Origin of the sequence: Pseudomonas fortuita (assembly GCF_026898135.2) — a bacterium.
In the GTDB taxonomy this organism is placed as follows: domain Bacteria; phylum Pseudomonadota; class Gammaproteobacteria; order Pseudomonadales; family Pseudomonadaceae; genus Aquipseudomonas; species Aquipseudomonas fortuita.
The window spans coordinates 2,933,294-2,949,998 of record NZ_CP114035.2 but is presented as its reverse complement, the minus strand read 5'-3'; the positions used below and the strand labels follow the sequence as shown (position 1 = coordinate 2,949,998).

The following is a 16,705-nucleotide window of genomic DNA, read 5'->3' as shown; positions in this document are numbered from 1 at the left end:
ACTGAACCCACGGCTGTGGTGATCCTGTGGCCGCTGGCTTGCCGGCGATTGGGCCACGGCAGGAAAACTCAGTGGTCGAACGCAGCCGCGAACGAGGTATCGAACAGGCTCGACGCCGGGTAGTTCTTGATCAGCCCCAGCCCGGCAAAAAAGTCCACGGTCTTCTGCGCATCCACGATCACCTGAGGGTTCAGCGGTGCCACATCGGTACGTGCGCGGGCAAACCAGGCGCGCGCAATGTCGCGATCGGCACGGGTGCGTTTTGCCCAGGCATCGGCATAAGCCTCGGTATGGGCCGGGTCGCTCAGGGTCCAGTCACGGGCCTTTTTCAGGCGCTGCAGAAAGTCACTGATCTGCGCCCGCTTGGCCTCCACCGCCTTGGCATTGGCCACCACGAAACTCTGCGCCGGTATCAACCCTTCGGCCGTGGCCAGCACGCGCGCCCCTTGGCGCTCCTGCTGGGTGACATAGGGCTCCCAGGTCGCGATCACATCCACTGAACCGCCATCCAGGGCATGGGAGGCGTCCAGGGCGCTGAGGTAGCGCAGCTCCAGGGCATCACGCGGCACGGCGGCCTTGTCCAGCGCGCTGAACAGCAACTGCTGGCTCCAGGAGCCCTTCCAGATCGCCGCACGTTTGCCGCGCAGGTCTTCGAGGCTGTGAATGTTCGAGTCCTTGCGCGCCAGAATCGCCACGCCATCCAGGTTCTGCCGGCTTACCGCAATCACCTTGATCGGCGCGCCCAAGGCGCCCAGGAACAACGGTGGCGCATCGCCCAACAGGCCGATGTCCAGGCTGCCCACGTTCAGCGCCTCGGCTACCGGCGAGCCGGCCGTAAACTGCTTCCACTCCAGGGTATACGGCAGGTCGTCGAGCACGCCGGCCGCTTCCATCACCGCCCGGGCATTGAAGCTCTGGTCACCGACCACCAGGGTTTGCGCGGCAGCGGTCAGGCTGAGGGAGCTGGCCAGCACACAGGCGGCCAATTGTTTTAGATATCGCACGTTCGTCTCCAGGTACCGTCGGGGTACATCAGGCCGATCCGCGCGTGCGGTCTCGTGGGGGCATGGGGCTTTCATATTCACTTTGAATATAAATAACGCAATGCTTATAAGTTATCGATTAAGCCCAGTGCCGTGAAATTCGTTTTGGGCATAACCTAATGCTTTGCCCATGCGCACATTTCAAAACAGATCAGTCACTCTGTAAATGCGTTTTTTGCATATTAGCTTATTCATATTTTTACTTTTGAGAATATTCAGCGCATTTGCTAGGGTTAGCCCAAACCGTCAGCCGAGCCTGAATCATGAGCCAACCCCTGCGCCTTGAGCGCCTGCGCACTTTCATTGACGCGCTTGCGCAACTGGTGGACCAAGAAACCGACGAAGCCACCCTCCTCGACCACGGCCAAGGCCTGCTGCGCAGCCTGGTCGCCCATGACGACTGGTTGCCCGAGGCACTGGCGCAGCCAGACCCGGCCCGTTACCAGCAATATTTGCTGCACTGCGATTCGCGCCAGCGCTTTTCCATCGTCAGCTTCGTCTGGGGGCCAGGCCAGCAGACACCCATTCACGACCATCGGGTGTGGGGCTTGATCGGCATGCTGCGCGGCGCCGAATACTCGCAAGGCTTTGCCCGCAGCGAACACGGCGCCCTACTACCAGCAGGCGCGCCCGTGCGCCTCGAGCCCGGTCACGTAGAGGCCGTTTCGCCGCGCATCGGCGATGTGCATCAGGTCAGCAATGCGTTCGACGACCGGGTGTCGATCAGCATCCACGTCTATGGCGCCAACATCGGTGCCGTCAGCCGCGCGGTGTACTCGCCCGACGGCAGCGAAAAACCGTTCATTTCCGGCTATTCCAACAGCCTTCTGCCCAACATCTGGGACCTGTCCAAAGAGAACCCTGCCCCATGAGTACCGTTGCCACCCGCTCCTACCAAGACATTCGCCAGGCCTTGCTGGCCCATGAAGAACTGGCGCTGATCGATGTGCGCGAGGAAGACCCGTTCGCCCAGGCACACCCCCTGTTCACTGCCAACATCCCCTTGTCCAAGCTGGAACTGGAGATTTTCGCCCGCGTGCCACGGCGCGACACCAGCATTACGGTGTATGACGACGGTGAAGGCCTGGCACATCAGGCCGCCGAACGCCTGCTGGCGTTAGGGTACAGCGATGTCGCATTGCTCGAAGGCGGCCTGGCCGGCTGGCGCGCCGCCGGTGGTGAGCTGTTCCGTGACGTGAACGTGCCGAGCAAGGCCTTTGGCGAGCTGGTTGAAAGCGTGCGCCATACCCCGTCGCTGGCGGCCGAACAGGTGCAGGCGCTGCTGGACGACAACGCCGATGTGGTGGTGCTCGACGCCCGCCGCTTCGACGAATACCAGACCATGAGCATCCCGGGGGGCATCAGCGTGCCGGGTGCCGAGCTGGTACTGCGGGTTGCCGAACTGGCGCCCAGCCCCGCTACCCAGGTCATCGTCAACTGCGCAGGGCGCACCCGCAGCATCATCGGCACCCAGTCGCTGGTCAACGCCGGCATCCCCAACCCCGTGGCCGCCCTGCGCAACGGCACCATCGGCTGGACCCTGGCCGGGCAAACGCTGGCGCACGGCCAGGAGCGCCGCTTCGCCGAGGTGAGCGACAACACCCGCGCCAACGCCGCCCAACGCGCACGCAATGTGGCCGACCGTGCCGGTGTGCTGCGCCTGGAGCGCGAAGCCCTGGCCGCCTGGCAGGCCGATACCCAGCGCACCACCTACCTGTTCGATGTGCGCACCCCCGAGGAATATGCCCACGGCCACCTGCCGGCCAGCCGCAGTGTACCGGGCGGGCAACTGGTGCAGGAAACCGACCACGTCGCCAGCGTGCGCGGGGCGCGCATCGTGCTGGTGGATGATGACGGCGTGCGGGCCAACATGAGTGCTTCATGGCTGGCGCAAATGGGCTGGCAGGTCGCCGTGCTCGATGGCCTGTCGGCGCAAGATTTCAGCGAGACCGGCGATTGGCAGCCCCCCCAACCTCCACTGCCTGCAGTCTCCGAAATCGGGGTCGAGCAGCTGGACGACTGGCTGCAAACGCCAGGCACCGTGCTGCTGGACTTCACCACCAGTGCCAACTACGTGAAACGCCACATTCCGGGTGCCCACTGGGCAATTCGCGCGCAGTTGCCGCAGGTGCTGGAACAGCTGCCAGTAGCCGAGCGCTATGTACTGACCTGCGGCAGCAGCCTGCTGGCACGCTTTGCGGCGGTAGACTTGCGGGCGCTTACGCAGACACCGGTGTACGTACTGGAGGGCGGCACGGCGCGGTGGATTGCGGCAGGCAAGCCGCTGGAAAGTGGCGAAACGCACCTGGCGGTGGCGCGTACCGACCGTTATCGCCGGCCCTATGAAGGCACTGATAACCCGCGGGAGGCCATGCAGGGGTACCTGGACTGGGAGTTCGGGCTGATTGCCCAGCTAGAGCGGGATGGCACCCACGGGTTCAACGTATTGAGCTGAGATTGCCGGGGGCGCGTTGCGCCCCTTTTCGCAACACATCACCGCCCCTGCCTGTTCCGGGCAGCGTCTCTTCCCCCTCACCTTTGTAGCTGGGCCATTGCTGAATGTGCGTAATTGAAATAAATTGCGACTAATTCTCATTAGCGCGCAACAGCACCATGCCTGACTCCCTCCCCTCGACCGGACACAGCCTGGCCGGCCTGTACGCCAACCACCATGGCTGGCTGGTGAACTGGCTGCGTGGCCGCCTGCAGTGTTCGCAGCAGGCCGCCGACCTGGCCCAGGACACGTTCGTGCGTGTACTGCTGGCCGACCGCAGCCAGCCTTTGCTCAGTGAACTGCGCGAGCCACGCCACTTTCTGGTCACCATGGCCAGGCGCGTGATGATTGACAGCTTCCGCCGCCGGGCACTGGAGCAGGCCTACCTGCAACTGTTGGCCGAACAGCCCGAACAGTATGCGATTTCCCCCGAGGAACGCTGGATGCTGGTAGAAACCCTGCAAGCACTGGATGCGATGCTTGAAGGCCTGGGCAAGAAGGTCAAGCAGGCGTTTCTGTTATCGCAGTTGCGTGGCCTGGGCTACAAGGACATCGCCGCCCAGATGGGCGTATCAGTCAGTTCGGTCACCAAGTACATTGCCCGCGCCACCGAGCACTGCTTGCTGTTTGCCCTGGAACACGCCCAGTGAGCCCGCTGCCCCAAAGACAGGCACTGAGCGCCGCCGCGCAGTGGTTTGCCCGGCTGGGCGAGGCCCCTGCCGACCCGGACCTGCAGCAACGCTGGCAGGCCTGGCATGCGGCCGACCCGCAGCACCAGTGGGCCTGGCAACGGGTGGCCATGTTGCAGGCTCAACTGAACCAAGCACAAGGCGCACTGGGCCATGACGTGCTGGAGCGTGCTGGCCAGCAGGGCCCGGCGCTGCAGCGGCGCATGCTGCTCAAGGGGCTGTTGCTGGGCGCGGGGCTTGGCGCCCTGGGCTGGCGCGGTTATCGCGATGCGCCGGCGTGGCTGGCCGATGTGCGCACCGCCATCGGCGAACAGCGCAGGTTGACGCTGAGTGACGGCAGCCGCCTGATCCTCAACACCGGCAGTGCGGTGGACATTGCCTTCAGCAACGACACCCGCCAGCTACGGCTGCGTGCCGGGGAGATCTTTGTCGAAACTGCCGCCGATCACCGCCCGTTCATGGTCAGCACTGCCGAAGGCCACATCAGGGCGCTGGGCACCCGGTTCAGCGTCAGGCAACAGGACCACCAGACCCGCGTATGCGTTTACCAGCATGCCGTCGTCGTGAACCCGATCAACGCGGGTGGCGAGCAAACCCGCCTGGACAGTGGCCATGGCCTGTTGTTCGACAAAACCCGCATCCTGCAACGCATGCCACTGGCCAGTACCGACGCGGCCTGGACCGAAGGCCAACTGGTGGTGGACGATTGGCGCCTGGATCACCTGCTCGAAGAATTACAGCGGTACCGCAGCGGCTACCTGGGCTGCGACACGGCCGTCGGCCACTTGCGGGTTTCCGGCGCCTATTCGCTCACCGATCTTGACCTGACCCTGGCTACCGTTGCCCGCTCGCTGCCGGTAAAGCTGGTGCGCCATACCCGCTTCTGGACACGCGTGGAGCCATTGAGAGGCAATGCCTGAAAAAAATGCACAGGGCATTGTCGATTTGCCCTCGCCCATTCGCCTCCCTGGCAATACACCGAAAACCCTACGCCCAGGAAGCCCGTATGCGCCGCCTTATCTCACCACCCCGCCAAGCACTCACGTTTGCCTTGCTCGGCGCCTCGCTCGCCCTGCTTGCGCCGCTGCTACCCGGTGCAGCCGTGGCCCAGGCAGCCAACGCGCAGAAGACCTACGCCATCAGCAGCGGCCCGCTGAGCACGGTGCTCGGCCGCTTCGCCAACGCGGCCGGGATTGTGCTGTCGTTCGACAGCCAGCTCACTGCTGGCAAGCAAAGTGCCGGCCTGCAAGGCACCTACAGTGTCGAACAGGGCTTCGCCACTCTTCTGGCTGGCACCGGCCTGGGCGTTGCGCCTGCCGAGCAAGGTGCCTATGTGCTGTACCCAGCCGAAACCGGCAATGCCGTGCAGCTGGGCGCGACCAGTGTGGTGGGCGATGGCCTGGGCGAAACCACCGAGAACACCGGTGCCTACACCACCGGGCGTACCCGTACCGCAACCAAGCTGGGCCTGTCACTGCGCGAAACGCCGCAGTCGGTCAGCGTGGTCACGCGCCAGGTGATGAATGATCACCACCTGGCCTCGATCGACGATGTGGTGAAGTTCACACCGGGGCTTTCCAGCAACCATCGTGACAGCGAACGCTATACCTTCTACGCCCGCGGCTTCCAGATCCAGAACTTCCAGTACGACGGTATCCCTGCGCAAATCGCCAACGAGTCGCAGCAATTCACCAGTACCTTGGCCGACATGGCAATTTATGACCGAGTCGAAGTGGTACGAGGTGCCACCGGCCTGCTCAGTGGCGCAGGCACGCCGTCAGCCACGCTCAACCTGGTGCGCAAGCGGCCTACGGAGGATGCACAGGCGACGGTGGCTGGCGAAGTCGGTTCATGGGACCGCTACCGCACCGAGGCCGATGTCTCCGGGCCGCTCACCGAAGCCGGCAACATCCGTGGCCGCCTGGTCGGGGTGTACGAAACCGCCAACTCGTTCGTTGACTGGTACAAGACCGACAAGCGCGTGATGTACGGCGCCCTGGACATCGACCTGAGCGAAGACACCCTGCTGCGCCTGAGCCTCGACTACCAGAACAACAATGCCGACGGCGTCAGCTTCGGGCACATCCCTTTGTTCAACAGCGATGGCAGCGCAACAAACTTCTCGCGGTCGTTCAACCCGGCCGCACGCTGGAGCTACCTGAACAATACCCAGTACAACTTCACCGGCATGCTGGAGCACAAGCTGGCCAACGACTGGGTCGCCAAGGCCGCATACAGCCACCAGTACGCGTACCGCCGTGGCGTCACCGGCTCCGCCAGCGCCGGTACGCCCGACCCGCTTACCGGCAGCGGCGTATCGATGTATATCAACCGCCTGGACAGCTACCAGACCCAGGACAATTTCGACCTGTACGCCACCGGCCCCTTCCAGCTGGGTGGCCGCGAACATGAGCTGGTGTTGGGCAGCAACCTGGCCTACACCCACCTCAACTACCCCACCTACGAACGCGGCTTCCCTGCGGTCGACAACATCTATGAGTGGGATGGCAACCCCCATGGCAAACCGCACCTGGCCAAGACCGAAGAGAGCCTGTCACGCCTGAGCCAGTCCGGTGTCTACGCCGCCGTGCGCCTCAAGCCGTATGATCCGCTGTCGATCATCCTCGGCAGCCGGGTCAGCTGGTGGAACCAGAAGGACGACAGCAGCGATGATTTGACCGGCGAGGTCACTGGCCGCGACCGGACGAAGAAGTCCGGCGTGGTCACGCCCTACGCCGGTGTGGTGCTGGACCTGAACGACACGTATTCGGTGTACGCCAGCTGGACGCAGATTTTCCTGCCACAGACCTATTACAAGACCGCCAGCAATACCTCGCTGGACCCGCTCGAAGGCGACAACTACGAGCTTGGCATCAAGGGCGAGTTCTACGACGGCGCTTTGAACGCCAGCGCCGCACTGTTCGAAGTCAAACAGAAGAACACGCCGCAATTGGTGGATGACAGTGGCCCCCAGGAAATCTACCGGGCCATTGCCGGCACCACCACCCGCGGCATCGAGACGGAAATTTCCGGCGAGGTACTGCCAGGCTGGAATCTATTTGGCGGCTACACCTACCGCGAGTCCCACGACAAGGAGGGCAACCGCGTCGAGACCAACCAGCCGATGAACCTGTTCAAGCTGGCCACCACCTATCGCCTGCCCGGTGACTGGAACAAGCTGACAGTGGGCGGCAACATGACATGGCAAAGCGATATCTACGCGGTCAATTCAGACCTGGGCACCAAGGCGCACCAGCGTGACTATGGCGTGGTCGGGCTGCTGGCCAACTATGCCTTCGATGAACACCTGAGCTTGGGGCTGAACCTGAACAACCTGTTCGACAAGAAGTACTACGACGGCCTGGGCACGTTCAGCTCCGGCTCTTATGGTGAGCCACGCAACCTGGTGGCGAATGCCCGCTGGCGGTTCTGAGGGAATGCACGCGAACGGGGCTGCCGGGCAGCCCCATCATGCCCGCCATCGATGAATGATCCACACATATCATTCAGCGTGATATTAACCTTCGTCCCGTTCGATTCGTGCCTCACGCGCAAGACACTCACACTCCGCCCACTACTAATACATTGGCGGAGTTCTCCATGGAACAATCTCTCAAACCCTTGCGCTTTCCCCTCGCTGCCTTGGCAGTGGTGGTGATCAGCGCTTGCGGTCGAACCCCAGACGCCGTGCAGGCTCCCGCCGCGCCGAAGGTCACTGTGGCCAAGGTGATCGAGCAACCGATCAACGAATGGGACGAGTTCACCGGCCGCCTCGAAGCCCCGGAAACGGTCGAAGTTCGCCCGCGGGTCGCTGGCCAGATCGATCAGGTCGCCTTCACCGAAGGCGCCCAGGTCAAAAAAGGCGACCTGCTGTTCCAGATCGACCCGCGCCCGTTCCAGGCTGAAGTCCGCCGCCTCGAAGCCCAACTGCAACAAGCCAAAGCCACCGCCATTCGCAGCGCCAACGAAGCCCGCCGTGGCGAGCGCCTGCGCGACAGCAACGCCATTTCTGCCGAGCTTGCAGAATCGCGTAGCAGCGCTGCCGCCGAAGCCCGCGCCGGCGTCGACGCGATCCAGGCGCAACTCGACCTGGCGCGCCTGAACCTCAGCTTTACCCGCGTCACCGCGCCTATCAGTGGCCGCGTCAGCCGCGCCCAGTTCACTGCCGGCAACATTGTCACTGCCGATGTCACCCCGCTGACCAGCGTGGTGTCCACCGACAAGGTCTACGCCTACTTCGACGCCGACGAGCGCGTGTACCTCAAGTACACCCAGCTGGCGCGCGAAGGCCAGCGTGGCCAGAGCACCCCCGTGTACCTGGGCCTGACCAACGAAACCGGCAACCCGCACCTGGGCCAGATGAACTTCGTCGACAACCAGGTCAACCCGCGCACCGGCACCATCCGCGGCCGTGCAGTGTTCGACAACCGCGACGGCCAGTTCACCCCGGGGCTGTACGCACGCCTGAAGCTGGTGGGCAGCGCGCAGTACGACGCCGTACTGATCAATGACGAAGCTGTGGGCACCGACCTTGGCAAGAAGTTCGTGCTGGTCATGGACAAGGACAACAAGGCCGCCTACCGCGCCGTGGAACTGGGGCCAAAGCTGGAAGGCCTGCGCATCGTGCGCAGCGGCCTGGGCAAGGATGACCGCATCGTGGTCAAGGGCCTGCAGCGCGTGCGCCCAGGCTCGCCGGTCACCCCGGAAGAAACCCAGATGGCCAGCGAACAGACCCTCGCTGCCCTCGCCCAGCAGCGCCAGGCACTGGAGGCCAGCAACCCGGCGCCGAAGGTGGCGGGCAACAACGTGAAAGTCGCCAGCGCCCAGGCGCCACGCGGTTAAGGGAACCTACCGATGAACTTCTCGAAATTCTTCATTACCCGGCCGATTTTCGCCGCGGTGCTGTCGCTGGTGCTGCTGATTGCGGGTTCGATCTCGCTGTTCCAGCTGCCGATCAGTGAATACCCCGAGGTGGTGCCGCCCACCGTGGTGGTGCGTGCCAACTTCCCGGGCGCCAACCCCAAGGTCATTGGCGAAACCGTTGCCGCGCCGCTGGAGCAGGCCATTACCGGTGTGGAGAACATGCTGTACATGTCTTCCCAGTCCACCGCAGACGGCAAGCTGACGCTGACCATCACCTTCGCCCTGGGCACCGACCTGGACAACGCCCAGGTGCAGGTGCAGAACCGCGTCACCCGTACCCAGCCCAAGCTGCCTGAAGAAGTGACGCGTATCGGTATCACCGTTGACAAGGCCTCGCCCGACCTGACCATGGTCGTGCACCTGACCTCACCGGACAACCGCTACGACATGCTCTACCTGTCCAACTACGCCATCCTCAACATCAAGGACGAGCTGGCACGCCTGGGCGGCGTTGGCGATGTGCAGCTGTTCGGCATGGGCGACTACTCGCTGCGCGTGTGGCTGGACCCGAACAAGACCGCTTCGCGCAACCTCACCGCCAGCGATGTGGTCGCGGCCATCCGCGAGCAGAACCGCCAGGTGGCCGCCGGCCAGCTGGGCGCCCCGCCCGCCCCCGGTTCCACCAGCTTCCAGCTGTCGATCAACACCCAGGGCCGTCTGGTCAACGAGGAAGAGTTCGAAAACATCATCATCCGTGCCGGTGCCGATGGCGAGATCACGCGCCTGAAAGATATCGCCCGGGTCGAACTCGGCTCCAGCCAGTACGCCTTGCGCTCGCTGCTGAACAACCAGCCAGCGGTGGCGATCCCGATTTTCCAGCGCCCAGGCTCCAACGCCATCGAGATCTCCGATGAAGTGCGGGCGAAAATGGCCGAGCTGAAGAAGGACTTCCCTGAAGGGATGGACTACAGCATCGTCTATGACCCGACCATCTTCGTGCGCGGCTCCATCGAAGCAGTCGTGCACACCCTGTTCGAAGCCCTGGTGCTGGTCGTGCTGGTCGTCATCCTGTTCCTGCAGACCTGGCGTGCCTCGATCATCCCGTTGCTGGCTGTGCCGGTATCGTTGATCGGTACCTTTGCGGTGATGCACCTGTTTGGCTTCTCGCTCAACGCCTTGTCGCTATTTGGGTTGGTGTTGGCCATCGGCATCGTGGTGGACGACGCCATCGTCGTGGTGGAAAACGTCGAGCGCAACATCGGGCTGGGTCTCAAACCGCTGGAAGCCACGCAAAAAGCCATGAGCGAAGTGACCGGGCCGATCATTGCCACCGCCCTTGTGCTGTGCGCCGTGTTCGTCCCTGCGGCCTTCATTTCGGGCCTTACCGGGCAGTTCTACAAGCAGTTCGCCCTGACCATCGCCATTTCCACCGTGATCTCGGCGTTCAACTCGCTGACCCTGTCGCCGGCCCTGGCTGCCGTGCTGCTCAAGGACCACCATGCGCCCAAGGACCGTTTCTCACGGTTCCTCGACAAGCTGCTGGGCAGCTGGCTGTTCTCCCCGTTCAACCGTTTCTTCGACCGCGCCAGCCACCGCTACGTGGGTGGCGTGCGCCGTGTCATCCGCTCCAGCGGCATCGCCCTGTTCGTCTATGCCGGCCTGATGGGCCTGACCTACCTCGGCTTCTCGTCCACGCCGACCGGTTTCGTGCCGGCCCAGGACAAGCAGTACCTGGTGGCATTTGCCCAGTTACCTGACGCCGCCAGCCTCGACCGTACCGAGGCGGTGATCAAGCGCATGAGCGAAATTGCCCTGAAGCAACCTGGCGTGGCCGACTCGGTGGCCTTCCCTGGCCTGTCGATCAACGGTTTCACCAACAGCCCGAACAGCGGCATTGTGTTCACCCCGCTCAAGCCGTTTGATGAGCGCAAGGACCCGAGCCAGTCGGCCGCTGCCATCGCGGCTGCACTCAATGCCCAGTTCGCCGATATCCAGGACGCCTACATCGCGATCTTCCCGCCGCCGCCGGTACAGGGCCTGGGCACAATCGGCGGCTTCCGCCTGCAAATCGAAGACCGTGGCAACCTGGGTTACGAAGCGCTGTACAAAGAAACCCAGAACATCATCGCCAAAAGCCACAACGTGCCGGAGCTGGCGGGCCTGTTCACCAGCTACCAGGTCAACGTGCCGCAGGTTGATGCCGCCATCGACCGGGAAAAGGCCAAGACCCACGGCGTGGCGATCACCGACATCTTCGACACCTTGCAGGTTTACCTGGGCTCGCTGTACACCAACGACTTCAACCGCTTTGGCCGCACGTACCAGGTCAACGTCCAGGCTGAGCAGCAGTTCCGCCTCGATGCCGAGCAGATCGGCCAGTTGAAAGTGCGCAACAACCTCGGCGAGATGATTCCGCTGGCGACCTTCCTCAAGGTCAGCGACACCTCCGGGCCAGACCGCGTCATGCACTACAACGGGTTCATCACCGCAGAAATCAACGGTGCAGCAGCCCCGGGCTACAGCTCTGGCCAGGCCGAAGCTGCCATCGAGAAGCTGCTGAAAGAGGAACTGCCCAACGGCATGACCTTCGAGTGGACCGACCTGACCTACCAGCAAATCCTCTCGGGTAACACCGCGCTGCTGGTGTTCCCTCTGTGCGTGCTGCTGGCGTTCCTGGTGCTGGCCGCCCAGTACGAAAGCTGGAGTTTGCCGCTGGCGGTGATCCTGATCGTACCGATGACCCTGCTGTCGGCCATTACCGGTGTGATCGTGTCAGGTGGCGACAACAACATCTTCACCCAGATCGGACTGATCGTGCTGGTGGGCCTGGCGTGCAAGAACGCGATCCTGATCGTCGAGTTCGCCAAGGATGAGCAGGCCAAAGGCCTTGACCCGCTGGCTGCGGTACTGGAAGCCTGCCGCCTGCGCCTGCGGCCGATCCTGATGACGTCGATTGCCTTCATCATGGGTGTGGTTCCGCTGGTGTTCAGCTCCGGTGCCGGCTCGGAAATGCGCCATGCCATGGGTGTGGCAGTGTTCTCGGGGATGATTGGCGTGACCGTGTTCGGCCTGTTCCTGACCCCGGTGTTCTTCTTCCTGATCCGCCGTTTCGTCGAGCGCCGCCAGGCCCGCAAGGCCGAACACGCTCAAGTGCTGGAGAACCATGCATGAACCTGCTCAAACCCCTGACCCCAAGCCTGCTGGCACTGGCCCTGGCGGCCTGTGCGGTAGGCCCGGACTACCAGGCCCCGGCCACCGAACCTGCACTACTGAACAGTGATGTGCAGGCCAAAGCTTATGACCGTAGCCGCTTCGAAAGCCTGTGGTGGAAGCAGTTCGACGACCCGGTGCTCAACCAGCTGGTGCAGGCTTCGCTGGACGGCAACCGTGACTTGCGCGTGGCCTTCGCCCGTCTGAAATCCGCCCGTTCGATCCGCGAAGACGCCGAGAACGACCAGTTCCCGGTCGTGACCAGCCGCGCCAGCAGCGACATCGGCAAGGGCCAGATCCCCGGCCAGACCACGCAGCGGGTGAACAGCGAGCGCTACGACCTGGGCCTGGACATGGCCTGGGAGCTTGACCTGTTCGGCCGCATCCAGCGTCAGATCGAAGCCAGCGAGGCCCAGGAAGCGGTAGCTGCCGCCGACCTGCAACAGTTGCAGGTCAGCCTGATCGCCGAATTGGTCGATGCCTATGGGCAGCTGCGCGGTGCGCAACTGCGCGAGAAAATCGCCCTGGCAAACCTCAAGACCCAGCAGGAGTCGCGGACCATTACCGAAACCCTGCGCGATGCCGGTGTGGGCAACGACCTCGATGTCGTGCGTGCCGATGCACGCCTGGCCGGGGTCGAAGCCACCGTGCCGCAACTGCAGGCCGAACAGGCCCGGGCGCGGCACCGCATCGCCACCCTGCTCGGCCAGCGCCCTGACGCGCTCAGCGTAGACCTGTCGCCCAAGGCCCTGCCGGCCATCGCCAAGGCATTGCCGGTGGGCGACCCGGGGGAGCTGCTACGCCGTCGTCCGGACATCCGTAGCGCCGAACGCCAGCTGGCTGCCGCCACCGCCAATGTCGGCGTGGCCACGGCAGACCTGTTCCCTCGCGTCAGCCTCAGTGGCTTCCTTGGCTTTACCGCCGCTCGCGGCTCGCAGATCGGCTCCTCGGCAGCCAATGCCTGGGCGTTGGGCCCCAGCATTACCTGGGCGGCCTTCGACCTGGGCAGCGTGCGGGCCCGCCTGCGCGGTGCCAAAGCCGATGCCGAAGGGGCTCTGGCCAACTACGAACAGCAGGTATTGCTGGCCCTGGAAGAGTCGGCCAACGCCTTCAGCGATTACGACAAGACCCAGCAGCGCCTGCTGTCGCTGATGCGCCAGAGCGACGCCAGCCGCAAGGCCGCGGAGCTGGCCTCGATTCGCTATCGCGAAGGCACGGTGGACTACCTGGTACTGCTCGACGCCGAGCGCGAGCGGCTGAGCGCTGAGGATGCGCAGGCCCAGGGGGAGGTCGATCTGTACCGCGGCATCGTCTCCATCTACAAAGCCCTGGGCGGCGGCTGGCAACCGCAGACGGTGGCCAGCGTACGCTGATACACCCGTTCAAACGACTCCTTTGGTTGGCTCCTCCCCCAACCGTTTGCCCCGCAGGCCTTGGTCGGCGGGGCTTTTTTATGTCGTTGAATTTTCAGCGCCTGCGAGATCGAGCGCCGCCCGCGCGGCGCATCGCGAGCTGCGCTCGCTCCTACGTTTGTTTCGGGCCAATCGAAACCTGCGAGATACGCGCGCGACCGCCTTGATGCCTGCACTCGGTTGCATTTACCCCCCGGCTGGCCCAAGCTCTGCCCTTCCCGCCACCACGGACCGTCCGATGCACAGACGCAACCGCTACCTGATCGCCCTGCTGCTGTTGATCCTGGTATCGGCGCTGTTCGGTTACCTGTGGCGCGATGAGCAGCCAGCCCCGCCGACCTTGCCTGCACACAGCTATGCCAAGGCCCTGCGCCAGGCCCATGACGGCCTACCCGGTGCAGCACGGGTGCTTTACCAGCAATTGCAACGCAACGACCTGCCCCCTATCCGCCGCGCTGCCCTCTATGCCGAGTTACCCAACTACCCCTCTCCCCAGGCATTGAAACTTGCCCGCCAGGACCTGGAGCATGCCGACCCGCTGGTGCGCCGTGCGGCTATTGCAGGTATCCGCCGCCTGCTGCCGGCAGCGCAGCGCAGCCTGGTACTCGGCCCACTGCTGGACGACGACGAACAAAGCGTGCGCTTTGCTGCCGTGGATGCCCTGCTGGGCCTGAGCCCCGATGCCATCGGCCTGTATTTCGGCCCGTTGCAGGCAGCCCTTGAACACTACCAGCAGGCGCTCGAGCAACACCCCGAGGATGCCGACGCCCAGATACACCTGGCACGCCTGTACCTGCACGAAAACGACTACGCCCAGGCAGCCGCGGCCCTGCAGCGGGCGCTGGACGTTGCACCCGGCAACCTCGACGCCTTGGCCACCCAGGTGCGTTTGCTGGAGCGTCAGGGCCAGCACGATGCCTCGCGCCAGGTACTGGGCAAAGCCTTGGCACTCAGCCCCGACTCAGCCTTCCTGCAGTACGAGCTTGGGCTCTGGCTGATCCGCCACGAGCAACGTGAATACGCCTTGCTTGCCTTGTCCCGCGCCGTCGAACTGGACCCGGACAACGCCGATTACCGCTATACGCTGGCAGTCACTCTGCACGAACTGGAACAACTCGACGCAGCCCAAAAGCAGCTGGAAACCGTGCTCAACCGGGAGCCGGCCAACCGCCGCGCTCGAGTGCTGCTGATCCAGTACTGGAAAGAGACCGGGCAATTGCAGAACGTTCAAGTGCTATTGGCCGAGCTGGAACGGCAGAACCCGGACGACCCCGCACTGCAGCAAGGCCTATAGGCAATATCTGACTATTGTTGAACCCAGGCCGTTTGCCAAGGGTCCAGTGGGTATCAGGCCACCCCTGCAGGAGAGTCGTTTTGTCCCATTCATTGGCGCTGGATGAACGTGCCTTGATCCTGGCACCCCCGCCATTAGCGGCGGATACCTCGCGCCTGCTCGCCTCAGCCGGCATCAATAGCCTGTGCACCGTTGACCTGTCCAACCTGCAGACTTGCCTGGCAGAAGGCGCAGGCCTGGCAATCATTGCCGAGCAAGTGTTCGACAACGGCCCCAGTGCGTTGCTGCAAGCATTCATCGACCAGCAACAGAGCTGGTCGGACCTGCCCATCGTGCTGCTCATGCAGGGCGCCTGGTCGGCCGCTTGTGCAGGCAACCACCCAGTGGGCAATCTTTTGCTGCTGGTCGCCCCGTTCGACAACGACCAACTGCTGCACATGACCCGATCCGCCTTGCGCAACCGACGACGGCAATACGCTGCACGCGACCAGTTGCACGACCTGCAGCAGCGCCTGAACTCACTGGGAGCGCCGCCAGAGAAGGAACACAAACCCAGCGAGTTCGCCTGCTACGAGACACGCAAGATGGAAGCCATTGGCCAACTGGCCGGGGGTGTTGCTCACGACTTCAATAACCTGCTTACCAGCATTGGCGGCAGCTTCGAACTGATTGAACGGCGCCTGCATCAAGGCCGCAGCGATGGCCTTGACAGCGTACTGCGGATGGGACGTGAGGCAGTAACACGCGCCGCTCGCGTGACCCACCGCTTGCTGGCCTTCTCCTCCCGTCAATCGCTGAACAGCCAGCGTGTCGACCTGCACGGCCTGCTCGAGGTGAAACGCCTGAAAACCTGCCTCAACCCTGCCATAACGTTACACGTGCATACCGCCAAAGACCTGTGGCCCGTAGAAGCTGATGCCAAACAGTTGCAGGAAGCCCTCGACAACCTGCTGTTCAATGCCTCAGAAGCCATGCCCAGTGGCGGCCAGCTGCGAGTCGAGGCAAGCAACCAGCATATCCCCAGCAAGCAGTTCACCAGTGGAGCTCTGTGTCCTGGTGACTACCTGCGCCTGAGCATCATCGATGACGGCCAGGGCATGGCGCAAAGCACCCTTGAGCGCGCTTTCGAGCCGTTTTTCAGTACCAAGGCGATCGGCCAGGGTATCGGCCTCGGCCTGTCGATGGTCTACGGCTTCAGCAGGCAGTCTCACGGGCATCTCGCACTGCACAGCCAGATTGGCCTGGGCACTCGGGTAGACCTGTACCTGCCGCGCCATATCGGCCAGGCAACGGCACCAAGCAAGCCGATACCTGTGCAGGAGAGCCAGGGCCGTCACGTGCTGGTGGTCGAAGACGACCCCCATGTGCGCCAATTGTTGTGCCAGGCACTGCGTGAGAGCGGCTTCCCCTGCCGCAGCGCGGCCAACGCCACCCAAGGGCTCAAGGTGTTGCGCTCCTCTCAGCCCGTGGATTTGCTGGTCAGCGACATCGGCCTGCCCGGTATGAATGGCCGTCAACTGGCCGAAATTGCCCGCAGCCTGCATCCACATTTGCCCGTGCTGTTCATCACCGGCTACGCGGAAACGGCCATGGCCCGCGAGGGTTTTTTGGGCACGGGCATGCACTTGATCTGCAAACCATTCGAACTGAAAGACTTGCAGACGCAGGTCACGCAGATTCTGGGCCGCCCCTGAACCCCG

At 63.5% G+C, this 16,705-nt stretch carries 11 protein-coding genes; 10 read left to right on the top strand and 1 reads right to left on the bottom strand.

The window, feature by feature from the left end; translation table 11 throughout:
- Positions 1 to 68: 68 nt before the first annotated feature.
- Positions 69 to 1,004 (bottom strand): ABC transporter substrate-binding protein, encoded by a 936-nt coding sequence (locus OZ911_RS13560; RefSeq protein WP_060516435.1) that lies wholly within the window; start codon positions 1,002 to 1,004, stop codon positions 69 to 71.
- A gap of 302 nt (positions 1,005 to 1,306) precedes the next feature.
- On the opposite strand from OZ911_RS13560, the gene OZ911_RS13555 reads away from it, so the two are divergent.
- From OZ911_RS13555 to OZ911_RS13510, 10 genes are all read left to right on the top strand, one after another.
- Complete coding sequence (locus OZ911_RS13555; RefSeq protein WP_016486709.1) at positions 1,307 to 1,915, top strand: cysteine dioxygenase family protein; 609 nt, start codon at positions 1,307 to 1,309, stop codon at positions 1,913 to 1,915.
- Positions 1,912 to 3,498, top strand: coding sequence for a rhodanese-related sulfurtransferase (locus OZ911_RS13550; protein ID WP_070086730.1), 1,587 nt, complete (start codon positions 1,912 to 1,914; stop codon positions 3,496 to 3,498). The genes OZ911_RS13555 and OZ911_RS13550 overlap by 4 nt, the downstream gene beginning before the upstream one ends.
- Positions 3,499 to 3,656: 158 nt before the next feature.
- Positions 3,657 to 4,187 carry a sigma-70 family RNA polymerase sigma factor gene (locus OZ911_RS13545; protein WP_023048544.1) on the top strand — a complete coding sequence of 177 codons (531 nt, stop codon included), beginning with the start codon at positions 3,657 to 3,659 and terminating at the stop codon, positions 4,185 to 4,187.
- The gene (locus tag OZ911_RS13540; protein WP_016486706.1) at positions 4,184 to 5,146 is read left to right on the top strand and encodes a FecR domain-containing protein; all 963 of its coding nucleotides are present in this window, start codon (positions 4,184 to 4,186) and stop codon (positions 5,144 to 5,146) included. Before OZ911_RS13545 ends, OZ911_RS13540 begins: the two co-directional genes overlap by 4 nt.
- An 86-nt stretch (positions 5,147 to 5,232) precedes the next feature.
- The gene (locus OZ911_RS13535) at positions 5,233 to 7,659 is read left to right on the top strand and encodes a TonB-dependent siderophore receptor (protein ID WP_023048156.1); all 2,427 of its coding nucleotides are present in this window, start codon (positions 5,233 to 5,235) and stop codon (positions 7,657 to 7,659) included.
- 167 nt (positions 7,660 to 7,826) lie between these two features.
- Positions 7,827 to 9,068, top strand: a complete 1,242-nt coding sequence (gene mexE, locus OZ911_RS13530) for a multidrug efflux RND transporter periplasmic adaptor subunit MexE (protein ID WP_016486704.1) — start codon at positions 7,827 to 7,829, stop codon at positions 9,066 to 9,068.
- 12 nt (positions 9,069 to 9,080) lie between these two features.
- Positions 9,081 to 12,260 (top strand): efflux RND transporter permease subunit, encoded by a 3,180-nt coding sequence (locus OZ911_RS13525; protein ID WP_016486703.1) that lies wholly within the window; start codon positions 9,081 to 9,083, stop codon positions 12,258 to 12,260.
- Complete coding sequence (locus OZ911_RS13520) at positions 12,257 to 13,672, top strand: efflux transporter outer membrane subunit (protein WP_023048157.1); 1,416 nt, start codon at positions 12,257 to 12,259, stop codon at positions 13,670 to 13,672. Before OZ911_RS13525 ends, OZ911_RS13520 begins: the two co-directional genes overlap by 4 nt.
- 277 nt (positions 13,673 to 13,949) lie before the next feature.
- The gene (locus OZ911_RS13515; protein WP_023048158.1) at positions 13,950 to 15,005 is read left to right on the top strand and encodes a HEAT repeat domain-containing protein; all 1,056 of its coding nucleotides are present in this window, start codon (positions 13,950 to 13,952) and stop codon (positions 15,003 to 15,005) included.
- 80 nt (positions 15,006 to 15,085) lie between these two features.
- Positions 15,086 to 16,699 (top strand): response regulator, encoded by a 1,614-nt coding sequence (locus tag OZ911_RS13510; RefSeq protein WP_023048159.1) that lies wholly within the window; start codon positions 15,086 to 15,088, stop codon positions 16,697 to 16,699.
- The last annotated feature ends 6 nt before the right edge of the window (positions 16,700 to 16,705 follow it).